At 71.0% G+C, this 14,935-nt stretch carries 15 protein-coding genes; 10 read left to right on the top strand and 5 right to left on the bottom strand.

The features are described 5' to 3' along the window. Positions 1-26: 26 nt before the first annotated feature. From ACF059_RS10945 to ACF059_RS10910, 8 genes are all read left to right on the top strand, one after another. Positions 27-2,096 (top strand): protein meaA, encoded by a 2,070-nt coding sequence (locus ACF059_RS10945; protein WP_361939480.1) that lies wholly within the window; start codon positions 27-29, stop codon positions 2,094-2,096. Further along, complete coding sequence (locus tag ACF059_RS10940) at positions 2,093-3,067, top strand: CoA ester lyase (protein WP_249768874.1); 975 nt, start codon at positions 2,093-2,095, stop codon at positions 3,065-3,067. Before ACF059_RS10945 ends, ACF059_RS10940 begins: the two co-directional genes overlap by 4 nt. A gap of 3 nt (positions 3,068-3,070) precedes the next feature. Then, positions 3,071-3,583, top strand: a complete 513-nt coding sequence (locus ACF059_RS10935; RefSeq protein WP_030155134.1) for a MaoC family dehydratase — start codon at positions 3,071-3,073, stop codon at positions 3,581-3,583. Between the two features lie 2 nt (positions 3,584-3,585). After that, positions 3,586-4,791 (top strand): acyl-CoA dehydrogenase family protein, encoded by a 1,206-nt coding sequence (locus ACF059_RS10930; protein ID WP_392054454.1) that lies wholly within the window; start codon positions 3,586-3,588, stop codon positions 4,789-4,791. A gap of 186 nt (positions 4,792-4,977) precedes the next feature. Further along, positions 4,978-5,634, top strand: coding sequence for a phosphatidylserine decarboxylase (locus ACF059_RS10925; protein WP_030010161.1), 657 nt, complete (start codon positions 4,978-4,980; stop codon positions 5,632-5,634). Further along, positions 5,621-6,481: a CDP-diacylglycerol--serine O-phosphatidyltransferase gene (gene pssA, locus ACF059_RS10920; RefSeq protein WP_199808112.1), complete on the top strand. Its 861-nt coding sequence runs from the start codon at positions 5,621-5,623 to the stop codon at positions 6,479-6,481. The genes ACF059_RS10925 and pssA overlap by 14 nt, the downstream gene beginning before the upstream one ends. 141 nt (positions 6,482-6,622) lie before the next feature. After that, a complete protein-coding gene (locus tag ACF059_RS10915) occupies positions 6,623-8,107 on the top strand; it encodes a DNA-3-methyladenine glycosylase 2 family protein (RefSeq protein WP_392054450.1) in 1,485 nt (494 codons plus the stop codon). Between the two features lie 10 nt (positions 8,108-8,117). Next, positions 8,118-8,642 (top strand): methylated-DNA--[protein]-cysteine S-methyltransferase, encoded by a 525-nt coding sequence (locus tag ACF059_RS10910; protein ID WP_392054447.1) that lies wholly within the window; start codon positions 8,118-8,120, stop codon positions 8,640-8,642. Here ACF059_RS10910 and ACF059_RS10905 read toward each other — a convergent pair. The 4 genes from ACF059_RS10905 to ACF059_RS10890 are packed head-to-tail and all read right to left on the bottom strand — an operon-like array spanning position 8,639 to position 11,908. Beyond that, on the bottom strand, positions 8,639-9,154 hold the full coding sequence (locus ACF059_RS10905; RefSeq protein WP_392054444.1) for a potassium channel family protein: 516 nt from the start codon (positions 9,152-9,154) through the stop codon (positions 8,639-8,641). The genes ACF059_RS10910 and ACF059_RS10905 overlap by 4 nt on opposite strands. 52 nt (positions 9,155-9,206) lie before the next feature. Then, on the bottom strand, positions 9,207-9,635 hold the full coding sequence (locus ACF059_RS10900; protein ID WP_360889282.1) for a hypothetical protein: 429 nt from the start codon (positions 9,633-9,635) through the stop codon (positions 9,207-9,209). Between the two features lie 56 nt (positions 9,636-9,691). Then, a complete protein-coding gene (locus tag ACF059_RS10895) occupies positions 9,692-10,192 on the bottom strand; it encodes an NUDIX hydrolase (RefSeq protein WP_361939462.1) in 501 nt (166 codons plus the stop codon). Positions 10,193-10,201: 9 nt separating this feature from the next. Continuing rightward, positions 10,202-11,908, bottom strand: a complete 1,707-nt coding sequence (locus ACF059_RS10890) for a BCCT family transporter (RefSeq protein WP_392054441.1) — start codon at positions 11,906-11,908, stop codon at positions 10,202-10,204. Positions 11,909-12,043: 135 nt separating this feature from the next. On the opposite strand from ACF059_RS10890, the gene ACF059_RS10885 reads away from it, so the two are divergent. Continuing rightward, positions 12,044-13,201: a glycerate kinase gene (locus ACF059_RS10885; protein WP_392054438.1), complete on the top strand. Its 1,158-nt coding sequence runs from the start codon at positions 12,044-12,046 to the stop codon at positions 13,199-13,201. Positions 13,202-13,255: 54 nt separating this feature from the next. Here ACF059_RS10885 and ACF059_RS10880 read toward each other — a convergent pair whose 3' ends face one another. Beyond that, positions 13,256-13,834, bottom strand: coding sequence for a cysteine hydrolase family protein (locus tag ACF059_RS10880; RefSeq protein WP_392054435.1), 579 nt, complete (start codon positions 13,832-13,834; stop codon positions 13,256-13,258). Between the two features lie 112 nt (positions 13,835-13,946). Between ACF059_RS10880 and ACF059_RS10875 the strand changes: the two genes are divergently transcribed. After that, positions 13,947-14,930, top strand: a complete 984-nt coding sequence (locus tag ACF059_RS10875; protein ID WP_392054432.1) for a GlxA family transcriptional regulator — start codon at positions 13,947-13,949, stop codon at positions 14,928-14,930. Positions 14,931-14,935 lie beyond the last annotated feature (5 nt).

The following is a 14,935-nucleotide window of genomic DNA, read 5'->3' as shown; positions in this document are numbered from 1 at the left end:
CTCAAAGGCCAAAGGGACAGCCTGAGATGACAGAGCGCCAGAAGGACCGTCCGTGGCTCATGCGGACGTACGCCGGCCACTCCACGGCCGAGGCGTCCAACGAGCTGTACCGCCGCAACCTCGCCAAGGGCCAGACCGGCCTGTCGGTCGCGTTCGACCTGCCGACGCAGACCGGCTACGACCCCGACCACGTCCTCGCCCGCGGCGAGGTGGGCCGGGTCGGGGTCCCGGTCTCCCATCTGGGCGACATGCGGCGGCTGTTCCAGGACATCCCCCTGGAGCAGATGAACACCTCGATGACGATCAACGCCACGGCCATGTGGCTGCTGGCGCTCTATCAGGTGGCCGCCGAGGAGCAGGGTGCGGACATCTCCCAGCTCCAGGGCACCACGCAGAACGACATCGTCAAGGAGTACCTCTCGCGCGGGACGCACGTCTTCCCGCCGGGGCCCTCGCTCCGCCTGACGACGGACATGATCGCGTACACGGTCAACCACATCCCGAAGTGGAACCCGATCAACATCTGCTCGTACCACCTCCAGGAGGCCGGGGCCACCCCGGTCCAGGAGATCTCGTACGCGATGTCCACCGCGATCGCCGTCCTCGACTCGGTGCGCGACTCGGGCCAGGTGCCCGAGGAGCGCTTCGGCGAGGTCGTCGCCCGGATCTCCTTCTTCGTGAACGCGGGCGTCCGCTTCATCGAGGAGATGTGCAAGATGCGCGCCTTCGGCCGCATCTGGGACAAGGTCACCCGCGAGCGCTACGGCATCGAGAACGAGAAGCAGCGCCGCTTCCGGTACGGCGTCCAGGTCAACTCCCTGGGCCTGACCGAGGCGCAGCCGGAGAACAACGTCCAGCGCATCGTGCTGGAGATGCTGGCCGTCACCCTCTCCAAGGACGCCCGCGCCCGCGCGGTGCAGCTGCCCGCCTGGAACGAGGCGCTGGGCCTGCCCCGGCCCTGGGACCAGCAGTGGTCGCTGCGCATCCAGCAGGTCCTCGCGCACGAGAGCGACCTGCTGGAGTACGAGGACATCTTCGCCGGATCCCACGTCATCGAAGCCAAAGTCGACTCCCTGGTCGCCGACTGCCTGGCCGAGATCGACCGGATCCAGGAGATGGGCGGCGCGATGGCGGCCGTCGAGTCCGGGTACCTGAAGTCCCAGCTGGTCTCCTCGCACGCCGAGCGGCGGGCGCGGATCGAGGCCGGCGAGGACAAGATCGTCGGCGTGAACTGCTTCCAGCAGACGGAGGAGAACCCGCTCACCTCCGACCTGGACGGCGCCATCATGACGGTGGACCCCGCGGTGGAGGCGCTCACCGTCGAGCGCATCGTCCGCTGGCGGGCCGAGCGGCAGGAGTCCTCGGAGCGGCAGGGGAACGGCGACCCGTTCGTCTTCCCCACCACCCAGCAGGCCCTGGAGCGCCTCAAGGAGGCCGCCGCCGGCACCGAGAACCTGATGGAGGCCACCCTGGAGTGCGCCCGGGCGGGTGTCACCACCGGCGAGTGGGCGGGCGCGCTGCGCGAGGTGTTCGGCGAGTTCCGCGCCCCGACCGGGGTCTCCTCGGCGCCGGTGGCGGTCACCGCCGAGCCCGGCACGCCGATGCACGAGGTCCGCGAGAAGGTGGCCCGTACGGCCGACGAGCTCGGCTCGGGCCGGCTGCGCCTGCTGGTCGGCAAGCCCGGCCTGGACGGCCACTCCAACGGCGCCGAGCAGATCGCCGTCCGGGCCCGCGACGCGGGCTTCGAGGTGGTCTACCAGGGCATCAGGCTGACACCGGAGGAGATCTCCTCGGCGGCGCTGGCCGAGGACGTGCACTGCGTGGGACTGTCCATCCTGTCCGGATCCCACAGCGCACTCGTCCCGGACGTCCTCGAACGCCTGCGTGCGGCGGGGGCGGGTGACATCCCCGTCATCGTCGGAGGCATCATTCCGAACGCGGATGCCGTGACGCTCAAGGCGGCCGGCGTCGCCGCCGTCTTCACGCCGAAGGACTTCGGCATCACGGAGATCATCGGCCGTATCGTCGACGAGATCCGCAAAGCCAACAAGCTCGCCCCTCTCGAAATCCTTGCAAGCACGGAGGTCCCCGCATGACCACGCCTGTCCACCCGGTGAACCGTCTCCGCCCGCGTCGCTCCTGCCTCGCGGTGCCCGGCTCGAACCCGCGGTTCCTGGAGAAGGCCCAGGGCCTGCCGGCCGACCAGGTCTTCCTCGACCTGGAGGACGCCTGCGCGCCGCTCGCCAAGGAAGGCGCCCGCCACACCATCGTGGACGCGCTGAACAACGGCGACTGGACGGGCAAGACCCGGGTCGTGCGCGTCAACGACTGGACCACGCACTGGACGTACCGCGACGTCATCACGGTCGTCGAGGGCGCCGGCCAGAACCTCGACTGCATCATGCTGCCGAAGGTCCAGGACGCCCAGCAGGTCGTGGCGCTGGACCTGCTGCTGACGCAGATCGAGAAGACCATGGGCTTCGAGGTCGGCAAGATCGGCATCGAGGCGCAGATCGAGAACGCCAAGGGCCTGGTGAACGTCGACGAGATCGCCGCCGCCTCGCCGCGCCTGGAGACCATCATCTTCGGCCCGGCCGACTTCATGGCCTCGATCAACATGAAGTCCCTGGTCGTGGGCATGCAGCCGCCCGGCTACGGCGCGGACGCCTACCACTACATCCTCATGCGGATCCTGATGGCGGCCCGCATGCACAACCTCCAGGCGATCGACGGCCCCTTCCTCCAGATCCGTGACGTGGACGCCTACCGCGAGGTGGCCGGCCGGGCGGCGGCGCTGGGCTTCGACGGCAAGTGGGTGCTGCACCCGGGCCAGGTCGACGCGGCCAACGAGGTCTTCTCCCCCTCGCAGGAGGACTACGACCACGCCGAGCTGATCCTCGACGCGTACGACTGGTGCACCTCGGAGGCCGGCGGCAAGAAGGGCTCGGCGATGCTGGGCGACGAGATGATCGACGAGGCCAGCCGCAAGATGGCCCTGGTCATCGCGGGCAAGGGCCGGGCCGCGGGCATGCAGCGCACCAGCAAGTTCGAGATCCCGGAGGCCTGAGCCATGCAGTTCGGACGCACGTACGAGGAGTTCGAGGTCGGCGCGGTCTACAAGCACTGGCCCGGAAAGACGGTCACGGAGTACGACGACCACCTCTTCTGTCTGCTGACCATGAATCACCACCCGCTCCACATGGACAGCAACTACGCCGAGAACACGACCGACTTCGGCAAGAACGTCGTCGTGGGCAACTACATCTACTCGCTGCTGCTCGGCATGTCCGTGCCGGACGTCTCCGGGAAGGCCATCGCCAACCTGGAGATCGAGTCCCTGCGGCACGTGGCGCCGACCTTCCACGGCGACACGATCTACGGCGAGACCACGGTCCTCGACAAGACCCCGTCGAAGTCGAAGAACGACCGCGGCATCGTCTACGTCGAGACCAAGGGCTACAAGCAGGACGGCACCCTCGTCTGCGTCTTCCGGCGCAAGGTGATGGTCCCGACCGAGACGTACATCAAGGAGCGCGGCGGCGAGCAGCCCGGCCGCCCGCAGCTGAAGGAACAGGGGAAGTAGCCATGGCCCGACTCGCCCAGACCGCCGGGCTCACGGACGTCCAGCGGGAGATCCTCAAGACCGTCCGGGAGTTCGTCGACAAGGAGATCATCCCGGTCGCGACCGAGCTGGAGCACCGCGACGAGTACCCGCAGGCGATCGTCGACGGCCTCAAGGAGCTCGGCCTCTTCGGGCTGATGATCCCGGAGGAGTACGGCGGCCTGGGTGAGTCGCTCCTCACCTACGCCCTGTGCGTCGAGGAGATCGCGCGCGGCTGGATGTCCGTCTCGGGCATCATCAACACGCACTTCATCGTGGCGTACATGCTCAAGCAGCACGGCACGCAGGAGCAGAAGGATTACTTCCTCCCGCGCATGGCGCTGGGCGAGGTGCGCGGCGCGTTCTCGATGTCCGAGCCGGCCCTCGGCTCGGACGTGTCGGCCATCACGTCCAAGGCGGTGAAGGACGGCGACGAGTACGTCCTGAACGGCCAGAAGATGTGGCTGACGAACGGCGGCAGCTCCACCCTGGTGGCCGTCCTCGTGCGCAGTGACGAAGGACACCCCGAGGGCACCGCGCCCCACAAGTCGATGACGACCTTCCTCGTCGAGAAGGAGCCGGGCTTCGGTGAGGTCCGTCCGGGCCTGACCATCCCCGGCAAGATCGACAAGATGGGCTACAAGGGCGTCGACACGACCGAGCTCATCATGGACGGACTGCGCATTCCGGCCAATCGGGTCCTCGGCGGCGAGACGGGCCGAGGGTTTTACCAAATGATGGACGGGGTCGAGGTCGGCCGCGTCAACGTGGCGGCGCGTGGCTGCGGCGTCGCTCAGCGTGCTTTCGAACTGGGTGTCTCGTATGCCCAGCAACGTCACACTTTCGGCAAGCCGATCGCCCAGCACCAGGCGATCCAGTTCAAGCTGGCCGAAATGGCTACCAAAATCGAAGCCGCTCATGCCATGATGGTGAACGCAGCACGCAAAAAGGACTCCGGGGAACGAAACGACCTGGAAGCAGGGATGGCGAAGTACCTCGCCTCCGAGTACTGCAAGGAAGTGGTCGAGGACGCCTTCCGGATCCACGGCGGATACGGGTTCTCGAAGGAGTACGAGATCGAGCGTCTCTACCGAGAGGCTCCGATGTTGCTGATCGGTGAAGGTACCGCCGAGATCCAGAAAATGATCATCGGGCGACGCCTGCTTGAGGAGTACCGACTCCAGGGCTGAATGTCCCTTTTGCGGCGAATCATCCATGGATTCGCCGCAGGGGGGTCACTACCAGTCACTGGCTGACGGTCATCGACTCGGCTTCTGGCTTGCCCAGTTGTTGCGCGCAACCGATAGCATTCCAGTAAAGCCGCCGTCCCGTCCCCCTGTTTGCGGCGCGGCAATCACCCGCTACGAAGGTCATCCATGCCCCACAGCCAAACCTCTGCACCTCGCGACAGCCTCCTTGGCGTACGCCTCGCGCGCGGAGCATCGCCGTGGCTTCTGCCGACCGTCGCCACCGCGGCGCTCAGCCTCACCCGGGCCCGCAAGTCCGGACGCTGGGCCGCGGCGGCCGTGCCCGCAACCGCGCTCGCCGCGGGCATGCTGTGGTTCTTCCGCGACCCCGAGCGTGAGATCGCTCAGGGCCGTGTCATCTCCCCCGCCGACGGTGTGGTGCAGAGCATCATGCCGTGGAAGGACGGACGGACCCGGGTCGCGATCTTCATGAGCCCGCTGAACGTCCACGTCAACCGCGCGCCCCTCGCGGGCACGGTGACGTCCGTGGAGCACATCCCCGGCGGATTCGTCCCGGCGTTCAACAAGGAGAGCGAGAACAACGAGCGCGTTGTCTGGCACTTCGACACCGAGCTCGGCGACATCGAGATGGTGCAGATCGCCGGCGCCGTCGCCCGTCGCATCGTCCCCTACCTGCCGGCCGGCACCAAGGTGGAGCAGGGCGAACGCATCGGTCTGATCCGCTTCGGCTCCCGCGTCGACATCTACCTCCCCGAGGGTGTCGAGGTCGCGGTCGAGGTCGGCCAGGCCACCACCGCGGGGGTGACACGAATTGACCGTGACTGACCCTGAGACTCCGGCCGCCGGCTGGGTGCCCGAGCCCGCCGAGGAGGAGTCCGCCGAGGACGACATGCCGCTCTCGCTGCGGCTGTCGATAGCGGACACCCTCACCCTCGGTAACGCGACGTGCGGATTCATGGCGGTGTACTTCACCACCACCGGGATCCTCATTCCGCACCTCACCGGCAGCGGCGAGTCGGGCATGGCCCGCAACAGCGCCGCGACGGCAGTGATACTGATGCTGCTCGCCGCGGTCTTCGACCTCTTCGACGGCATCGTGGCCCGCAAGCTGCGCAGCTCGCCGATGGGCGCCGAGCTGGACAACCTGTCCGACCTGATCAGCTTCGGCCTGGCTCCGGCCTACTTCGTGCTCGTCTACGGCATGGTCGCCGTCGACGCGCACCAGAAGATGTCGGCGCTGGCCGCGATCGTGGTGCTGCTCGCCGTGGTGCTGCGACTCGCGAGATTCAGCTGCGTGACGATGAAGGACGGCATGTTCCAGGGCATGCCGAGCCCCTTCGGCGCGCTGACGGTCGTCTCGATCGTGCTGCTGGAGCTGCCGTTCGTCCCGACGCTGCTGGCGATCATCGGGGTGGCCTGGCTGATGGTGAGCCGGGTCGAGTACCCGAAGCCGCGGGGTGTCCTCGCGGTGGCGATGCTGTGCTGGATCATCAGCGCGATGGGGCTGCTGGCGGCCTGGGCGTTCGACGCCCCGGGCGGTCAGCTGCTGCTCCAGACCGGCTGCGCCCTGCAGATCGCGATGGCGGCGACCATCCCGCTGTTCGCGACGACCCGTCGCGCGAACACGTTCCGCCACAACCGGCGGGAAGCCCGCGCGGCGACGCTGCGCTGAGCTCGGCAGGTGTGAGGGCCCCGGATGCCAATGGCATCCGGGGCCCTCTGTCGTCCGGCTGCGGCGCGGGCCGGTTCAGGCCCTACGCTTGATGTCGGAAAACCGCCAGCCGCAGGCGGCCGCGCCCCGGATCCTGGAGCCATGCACACCGACACCGAGCGCTGCGTAAGGGCCGTGCAGTCGAAGGACGCCCGCTTCGACGGCTGGTTCTTCACCGCCGTCCTGACCACCCGGATCTACTGTCGGCCCAGCTGCCCCGCCGTCCCGCCGAAGGTCGAGAACATGACCTTCCTGCCCAGCGCCGCCGCCTGCCAGCAGGCCGGCTTCCGGGCGTGCAAGCGGTGCCGGCCCGACACGAGTCCCGGTTCGCCCGAGTGGAACGCCCGCGCCGACGCCGTCGCACGGGCGATGCGGCTGATCCAGGACGGGGTCGTGGACCGGGAGGGGGTCCCGGGCCTCGCCACCCGCCTGGGCTACTCCACCCGCCAGGTCGAGCGGCAGCTCAACGCCGAGCTGGGGGCCGGACCCCTCGCCCTGGCGCGGGCCCAGCGCGCCCAGACCGCCCGGCTGCTCATCGAGACCTCCGAGCTCCCCATGGGCGACCTGGCCTTCGCCTCCGGCTTCTCCTCCATCCGTACCTTCAACGACACCGTCCGCGAGGTCTTCGCCCTCTCCCCGAGCGAGCTGCGGGCCAGGGCGGTGAAGGCCAGCCGGAACAAGAACGCCCCGCCCAGGATCCCCGGCACGATCAGTCTGCGGCTGCCGTTCCGGGCCCCCCTCAACCCCGACAACCTCTTCGGGCACCTCGCCGCGACCGCCGTCCCCGGCGTCGAGGAGTGGCGGGACGGCGCCTACCGCCGCACCCTGCGGCTCCCCTACGGCACGGGCGTCGTCGCCCTGACCCCGCGGCCCGACCACATCGGCTGCCGCCTCGCCCTCACCGACCTGCGCGACCTCACCATCGCCATCAGCCGCTGCCGCTGGATGCTCGACCTGGACGCCGACCCGGAGGCGGTCGACGGCCAGCTCCGCTCCGACCCGCTGCTGGCCCCGCTCGTGGACAAGGCCCCCGGGCGCAGGGTCCCGCGTACGGTCGACGCGGCGGAGTTCGCCGTACGGGCCGTCCTCGGCCAGCAGGTCTCCACCGCGGCGGCGCGCACGCACGCGGCCCGGCTGGTCAGCGCGCACGGCGAGAGCATCGAGGACCCCTTGGGCGGGCTCACGCACCTCTTCCCGTCCCCGCAGGCGCTCGCCGGGCTGGACCCGCAGTCCCTGGCCCTGCCGCGCAGCCGGCGCACCACGCTCACGACGCTGGTCTCGGCGCTCGCCGACGGCTCGCTGCCGCTCGGCATCGACAGCGACTGGGAGGCGGCCCGCGCGCAGCTGAGCGCGCTGCCCGGCTTCGGTCCGTGGACCACCGAGGTGATCGCGATGCGGGCGCTCGGCGACCCGGACGCGTTCCTGCCGTCCGATCTGGGGGTCCGGCGCGCGGCGCGCGGGCTCGGGCTGCCGTCCACGCCCTCCGCGCTGACCGCCCGCGCGGCCGGCTGGCGGCCCTGGCGCGCCTACGCCGTCCAGTACCTGTGGGCCACCGACGCCCACCCCATCAACCACTTGCCCGCCTGAGGAGCACGCCATGAGCAGCAAGCAGCACACCGTCGTCGACAGCCCCTACGGCGCGCTCACCCTGGTCGCCGCGGACGGCGTCCTGTGCGGCCTGTACATGACCGGTCAGCGGCACCGGCCCGCCGAGGAGTCCTTCGGGGAGCGGGTCGCCGCGAGCGAGGAGCCCTTCCCCGAAGTGGTGCGCCAGCTGGCCGCGTACTTCGCCGGGGAGCTCACCGAGTTCGCGCTCCCCCTGCGCCTGGAGGGCACCGCCTTCCAGCGCAGCGTCTGGGACCAGCTCGTACGGATCCCGTACGGCGAGACCTGGTCGTACGGCCGGCTCGCGGCGGAGCTGGGCAAGCCGAACGCCTCGCGCGCGGTGGGGCTGGCCAACGGGAAGAACCCGGTGGGCATCATCGTGCCCTGCCACCGGGTCATCGGGGCCTCGGGCGCCATGACCGGCTACGGCGGCGGGGTCGAGCGCAAGGTCCGGCTGCTGGCCTTCGAGTCCGGTGACCGGCTCCGGACGCTGCCGGAGCTCCAGGAGACCCTCTAGTCGTCCGCGTCGGCGCCCTTCCGGCGCAGTCCGACCTTGATCGCGCCGAAGAGGACCTTGGCGACCACGCCGACGATGATCAAGTCGGCGATCATCTGCACGGTGGTCAGCGCACGGCCCGTCCCGGAGGTGGGGACGATGTCCCCGAAGCCCACGGTCGCGAAGACCGTGACCGCGAAGTACAGGGCGTCGGTCCGGGTCAGCGGCTCCGAGAACGACCCCGGCTGCTCCGCCGCGAGCAGGAAGTACGTCACCGAGAACACCACGAGGAACAGGGGCACGGCCGTGGCCAGCGCCTCCAGGGCCCGCAGCCGCGGGTACTCCGCGTGGCTGACGGCGTAGATCTGCCAGGCGAGCACACAGCCGAAGGCCACCAGCCCGAGGAGCAGGAGCGTGATCACGGCGGCGTCGAGCCCCTGGTCCAGCGGAAGCAGGTAGTACAGCGCGATGAGCAGGACCACCGACACCGCCGAGCGGAGGAGGTGGACCGCCAGCAGACGGCAGCGCTCCATGGGCGCTCATTCCAGCATCGGCCGCGGCGCCCCGCACCTCGGGCGCGCGTCGTCAGACCACGAGGAGGGGCACGAGCAGGGCGAAGGCGGCGCCCGCCTCCACGGCGTAGCTGTAGAGCGAGGGGTGCTGGACGGGGGCGGCGAGCAGGACGACGCTCTGCTGGGTGGCGGCCGCCGTCACCCAGTCGGCGTCGGCTCCGAGGTTGCCCTGGTACCAGCCCTCGCAGGAGCCGGGGCCGGTGACGGCGAGCAGGTCGTCCTCGCGGCGGTAGAAGGCCTGCCAGCCGGCGGCGGGCGCGGACCAGCCCTCGAAGTCGGTGAACCGGGCCCAGCCGCCTTCGCGTATCGCGGTGTCGAACAGCCAGACGGGGGTGCCCTCGGGGGTGACCTCGCCGCCGGCCTGCTGGTCGGTGGTGAAGTGGACCATGGGCAGGGCGTCGGGCCCGTCGGCGGTGCTGGGCCAGGCGTACATCGTGATCATCTGCTGATTCTGTCCTGGTCGGAGTAAGCCCGGTGTTACAGGCAGGTGGTCACGGCTCACGCGCTCACCGGGCGCCGGCCGTTCTCCAGCTCCGCCGTGCCCTCGCCCGACAGCAGGACCCGGTACGCCTCCTGCGTGCGCAGCCCGAGCGATCCCGGCAGGTAGGCGGTGAGTTCGGCCGGCTCGACCAGCCGCCAGGAGATCAGCTCCTCCTCCTGGAGGGTGATCGAGGCGAGCTGGGACGCGTCGAGCACCCCGCCGTCGTAGAGGTAGGCGACCAGCGGCGGGCGGGCGGCGCCCAGGGTCCAGTCGACGGCGAGCAGCCGGCCGAGCGGCACGTCGATGCCGATCTCCTCGGCGCTCTCGCGGCGGGCGGCCGTACGCGGTGACTCGCCCTGGTCCGACTCGATGGTGCCGCCCGGCAGGGCCCAGCCCTCGCGGTAGTTGGGCTCGACGAGCAGGACCCTGCCCTCGGCGTCCCGGTAGAGGGCGGCGGCGCCGGCCAGCACCCGGGGCAGGCTCGCGATGTACGTGGCGTAGTCATCCGTGGTGGTCACCGCGCCACCCTACCCAGGGCGGCCGGGGCCGTCCGCGCGGCCCGGGCCCCGGCCCCGGCCCCGCTCGGTGAGGGCGTCGCCGGTCATGGCCCGGACGGCGTCCCGTGCGCCGCGCGGGGGGTGGTGGCGGGGCGGTCCGGCGCCGGGGTCCTCGCGGAGCTCCTTCAGCAGGGCCCAGCACAGCAGCAGCATGACGACCACGAAGGGCAGCGCGACCAGGATGGTGGCCGTCTGCAGGGACTTCAGGCCGCCCGCGACGAGCAGGACGGCGGCCACGGCGGCCATCAGCACGCCCCAGGTGACGACGAGCCAGGTGGGCGGGTGCAGGGAGCCCCGGCTGGTCAGGGAGCCCATGACCAGGGAGGCGGAGTCGGCGCTGGTGACGAAGTACGTCATCACCAGGAGCATCGCGACCCACGAGGTGAGCGTGGACAGCGGCAGCGCGTCCAGCATCGCGAAGAGCGAGGCCTCCGTACCGTCCTTGAGCTCGGAGGCGAAGTCGACGGTATCGGTGGAGTCGAGCCGGATGGCGGTGCCGCCCATCACGCAGAACCAGATGACGGTGGCCCCACTGGGCACGAGCAGCACGCCGATGAGGAATTCGCGGATGGTGCGGCCGCGCGAGATGCGGGCGATGAAGGTCCCGACGAAGGGGGCCCAGGAGAGCCACCACGCCCAGTAGAAGATCGTCCACGCGCCGAGCCAGCCGGCGTCGGTGAAGGCGCCGGTGCGGCTGGCCATGGGCAGCAGTTCGTGGAGGTAGCCGCCGACGCTGGAGGGGATCACGTCGAGGACGTAGACGGTGGGTCCGAGCACGAAGACGAAGAGCATGAGGGTGGCGGCGAGCACGATGTTGAGGGTGCTCAGCCACTTGACCCCCTTGTGCAGGCCGGAGAAGGCGGACAGGACGAAGGCCGCCGAGAGGGAGCCGATGATGATCAGCTCCACGGTGGTGGAGTCCTCGATCCCCGTGGTGATGTTGAGGCCCTTGGAGACCTGGAGGGCGCCGAGTCCGAGGCTGGTCGCGGTGCCGAAGACGGTGGCGAAGACGGCGAGCAGGTCGATGGCCTTGCCCGGCCGGCCGTTCGCCCGCTCCTCACCCATCAGGGGGACGAAGGCGGAGCTGAGGCGGTTGCCGCGGCCCTTGCGGAAGGTCGCGTAGGCCAGGGCGAGACCCGCGATGCCGTAGATGGCCCAGGGGGTGAGGGTCCAGTGGAAGAAGGAGTACTCCATCGCGGTGCGGGCGGCTGCGCCCGTGCCGGGGGCCGCGCCGGAGGCGGGGGGCGGGTTCAGGTAGTGGGTGAGGGGCTCGCCCACTCCGAAGAACATCAGGCCGATGCCCATGCCGGCGCTGAACATCATCGCGATCCACGCGAGGTTGGTGAACTCGGGCTCGGAGTCGTCCCGGCCGAGCCGGATCCGGCCGAAGCGGCTGACGGCGAGCACGACGCACATCACGAGGAAGAGGTCGGCGGCGATGACGAACAGCCAGGCGAAGTTGTCCAGGACCCAGGCGAGCGCGGTGCTCGACGCCGTGTCGAAGGAGCCCTTGGCCGAGGCCGCCCAGGCGACGACGGCCAGCACGGCTACCACTCCCACGGTGACGACCATGTGGTCGGGTGCGCCGTCCGCCGGGTCGTGAGCACCGTCCGCGGGGACGTCCGGGCCACCGCCCGGGACGTCCGGACGTGACTGTTCCCGCGCATCCGTACTCATGCGGCCCCACTATGCGGGCGTATATCCGTATTCAAGGGCATGACGCGCCGGGTGTGGCCTAGGCCACTCATGGGCATAGGAGGATCCTCCGGATAAGCTCATGGCGGCGCGACTGCACTGTTCGATAGCAAGGGAATGGCAAAGGTGACGGACGGAGCAGTAACTGAGGCCGCGCGCGTGCTCATCGCCGCGGACAAATTCAAGGGCTCGCTCACGGCCGTTCAGGTCGCGGAGCGGGTGACGGCCGGTCTTCGCAAGGCCGTCCCGGGCGTGGAGATCGAGACCCTCCCCGTGGCGGACGGCGGCGACGGTACGGTCGCGGCGGCGGTGGCGGCCGGTTTTGAACGCCGGGAGGTACGGGTCACCGGACCCCTCGGTGACCAGGTCACGGCCGCCTTCGCGTTCCGCGAGGGCACGGCGGTGGTCGAGATGGCGGAGGCCTCCGGGCTCCAGCTGCTGCCGGCGGGCACCTTCGCCCCGCTGACGGCCACCACGTACGGCTCGGGCGAGCTCCTGAAGGCCGCGCTGGACGCCGGTGCGCGCTCGATCGTCTTCGGCGTGGGCGGCAGCGCCACCACCGACGGCGGCGCCGGCATGCTGGCCGCGCTCGGCGCGGTGTTCCTGGATGCGAACGGCGAACCGGTCGGTCCGGGCGGCGGCGCGCTGGCCGACCTGGCGTCGGCGGACCTGTCCGGTGTCGACCCGCGCTTCGCCGACGTGGACTTCGTCCTGGCGAGCGACGTGGACAACCCGCTGACCGGCCCGAAGGGGTGCGCGGCGGTCTACGGCCCGCAGAAGGGCGCCTCGCCCGAGGACGTGGCGACGCTGGACGCCGCGCTGGCCCACTTCGCGGTGGTCCTGGAGAAGTCGATCGGGGCGAAGGCCGCCGAGTGCGCGGTGCTCCCGGGTGCGGGGGGTGCGGGCGGCATCGGCTACGGGGCGTTGCTGCTCGGCGCGACGTTCCGCCCGGGCATCGAGCTGATGCTGGAGGTGCTGGGCTTCGCGCCGGCGCTGGAGCGGGCCACCCTGGTCATCACCGGTGAGGGCTCGCTGGACGAGCAGACCCTGCACGGCAAGGCCCCGGCCGGTGTGGCCGCGGCCGCCCGCGCGGCGGGCAAGCCGGTCGTGGCGGTCTGCGGACGGCTGCTGCTGAGCGAGGAAGCCCTCCGGTCGGCGGGGATCCAGCGGGCGTACCCGCTGACGGACCTGGAGCCCGACCCGGCCAAGTCCATCCCGAACGCCGGTCCCCTGCTGGAGCGGGTCGCGGCCACCATCGCCGCCGACGTGCTCTGACCGTCCGGCCTCGCCGGCGTGTGAGGCGCCGGCGGGGCTGAGGGGCGGGCGGCCTCAGCCGAGGAGCTCCGCCGTGGTGACCACCCGGGCGAAGCCGCCGCCCTGGAGGTTGACCGCCGTGGCCGTCGCCAGCTGGGCGGCGGTCAGGGACGTCCCCGCCGGTCCGGCCAGGTCGAAGGTGTGGGTGGCGTCGAGCGGCACGAGGACGTCGTAGCCGAGGTTGCCCGCCATGCGGGCGGTGGTCTCGACGCACATGTTGGTCTGGATGCCGACGACGACCAGCTGGCCGATCCCCCGCGCGGTGAGCCACTCGGCCAGGTCCGGCGTGCCGTAGAAGGCGGAGTTCACACTCTTGGTGATCACGAGGGCGTCGGCGCGCCGCTTCTCGACCAGGTCCTTGAAGGCGTGACCGGGGTGGTCGGCGGCCAGGACGGAACCGGGGCGCTCGGAGAGGTGCTGTACAAGGACCACCGGGCGGCCCGCGTCCTGCCAGGCGTCCATCAGGGCGGCGATGTTGTCCTCGGCGGCGGGGTTGTCGCGGGGCCCCCAGAAGGACGCGTCGTCGAAGCCCTTCTGCACGTCGATGACCAGCAGGGCACTGTCGGAAGCGATCTCGATCGCGTGCGATGTCATGCCTCCATGCTGTCCGCCGCGCGGCCGGCCCGACAGGACCACCGATGTCCCGAACCGATGGGATCCTGCCAGCCTGGCAGCCCTGACGGGGCGCCCCTGGCAGGATGCCGTCATGCACCGCGTCGCGATCGTCGTCCAGCCCGGCATCCGCAGCTTCGACCTGGCCGTCATCACCGAGGTCTGGGGTGCCGGCCGCAGCCGCGGCGCCGCGCCCCCCTTCGAGCTGCGCCGCTGCGCCCTGGAGCCCGGTCCCGTCGCCCTGCCCGGCGGCCTGACCCTGACCCCCGACCGGGGCCTGGACTGGCTGACCACGGCCGATCTGGTCGTCGTACCGGCGCTGGCCGAGCCGGCCGATCCGACGCCCGAGCCCGTCCTCGCCGCCCTGCGCGCGGCGCACGCCCGGGGCGTGCCCGTCGCCGCCCTGTGCGCCGGAGCGTTCGTGCTGGCGGAGGCCGGGCTGCTCGACGGCCGCCGGGCCGTCACCCACTGGTGGCTGGCGCCGCAGCTGGCCGCGCGGTACCCGGCGGTCGTGGTCGAGGAGGCCCCGCTCTACGTGGAGGACGACGGGCTGTGGACCTCGGCCGGGGTGGCCGCCGGGATCGACCTCTGCCTGCACCTGGTCCGGGAGGCGCACGGCGCCGAGGCCGCCGCCTCCATCGCCCGTTCCATGGTGACGGGCCCTTTCCGTGCGGGGGCCCACGCCCAGTACCTCGACCGGCCCGTCCCGGCCACGGACCGGACCGCCGAGGCACTGGCCGCCGTACGCGAACGCGCCCTGCGTTCCCTGGACCAGCCGGTGGACGTGGCCACCCTGGCCCGCTGGGCGGGGATGTCCGCGCGCTCCTTCGCCCGCCACTTCACCGCGGCCACCGGCACCACCCCGCACCGCTGGCTGCTGGAGCACCGGCTGGACGCGGCCCGCAAGCTCCTGGAGCGCACCGACCACCCCGTCGGGGAGGTGGCCCGCCGGACCGGATTCGCCAGCGAGGTCACCTTCCGCCAGCACTTCACGGCGTACGTCGGCCTCGCTCCCCGCGCGTACCGTGCGGCCGCCGCCGCCCCGGCCCCCAGCCCCAAACCCACGGGACAGTGTTAAAAAGG

It is taken from the genome of Streptomyces sp. NPDC016562, from assembly GCF_043076955.1.
Lineage (GTDB): Bacteria > Actinomycetota > Actinomycetes > Streptomycetales > Streptomycetaceae > Streptomyces.
The sequence above is the reverse complement of the archived record's forward strand: the minus strand, read 5'-3'. Positions and strand labels throughout refer to the sequence as shown.

Bases quoted from the DNA above. Each gene is read 5' to 3' on its own strand.
- ACF059_RS10885 (WP_392054438.1), top strand. From the start codon at position 12,044: ATGGCAAAGGTGACGGACGGAGCAGTAACTGAGGCCGCGCGCGTGCTC.
- ACF059_RS10940 (WP_249768874.1), top strand. From the start codon at position 2,093: ATGACCACGCCTGTCCACCCGGTGAACCGTCTCCGCCCGCGTCGCTCC.
- ACF059_RS10880 (WP_392054435.1), bottom strand. From the start codon at position 13,834: ATGACATCGCACGCGATCGAGATCGCTTCCGACAGTGCCCTGCTGGTC.
- ACF059_RS10910 (WP_392054447.1), top strand. From the start codon at position 8,118: ATGAGCAGCAAGCAGCACACCGTCGTCGACAGCCCCTACGGCGCGCTC.
- ACF059_RS10915 (WP_392054450.1), top strand. From the start codon at position 6,623: ATGCACACCGACACCGAGCGCTGCGTAAGGGCCGTGCAGTCGAAGGAC.
- ACF059_RS10925 (WP_030010161.1), top strand. From the start codon at position 4,978: ATGCCCCACAGCCAAACCTCTGCACCTCGCGACAGCCTCCTTGGCGTA.
- ACF059_RS10905 (WP_392054444.1), bottom strand. From the start codon at position 9,154: ATGGAGCGCTGCCGTCTGCTGGCGGTCCACCTCCTCCGCTCGGCGGTG.
- ACF059_RS10935 (WP_030155134.1), top strand. From the start codon at position 3,071: ATGCAGTTCGGACGCACGTACGAGGAGTTCGAGGTCGGCGCGGTCTAC.
- ACF059_RS10930 (WP_392054454.1), top strand. From the start codon at position 3,586: ATGGCCCGACTCGCCCAGACCGCCGGGCTCACGGACGTCCAGCGGGAG.
- ACF059_RS10900 (WP_360889282.1), bottom strand. From the start codon at position 9,635: ATGATCACGATGTACGCCTGGCCCAGCACCGCCGACGGGCCCGACGCC.
- ACF059_RS10945 (WP_361939480.1), top strand. From the start codon at position 27: ATGACAGAGCGCCAGAAGGACCGTCCGTGGCTCATGCGGACGTACGCC.
- ACF059_RS10890 (WP_392054441.1), bottom strand. From the start codon at position 11,908: ATGAGTACGGATGCGCGGGAACAGTCACGTCCGGACGTCCCGGGCGGT.
- ACF059_RS10875 (WP_392054432.1), top strand. From the start codon at position 13,947: ATGCACCGCGTCGCGATCGTCGTCCAGCCCGGCATCCGCAGCTTCGAC.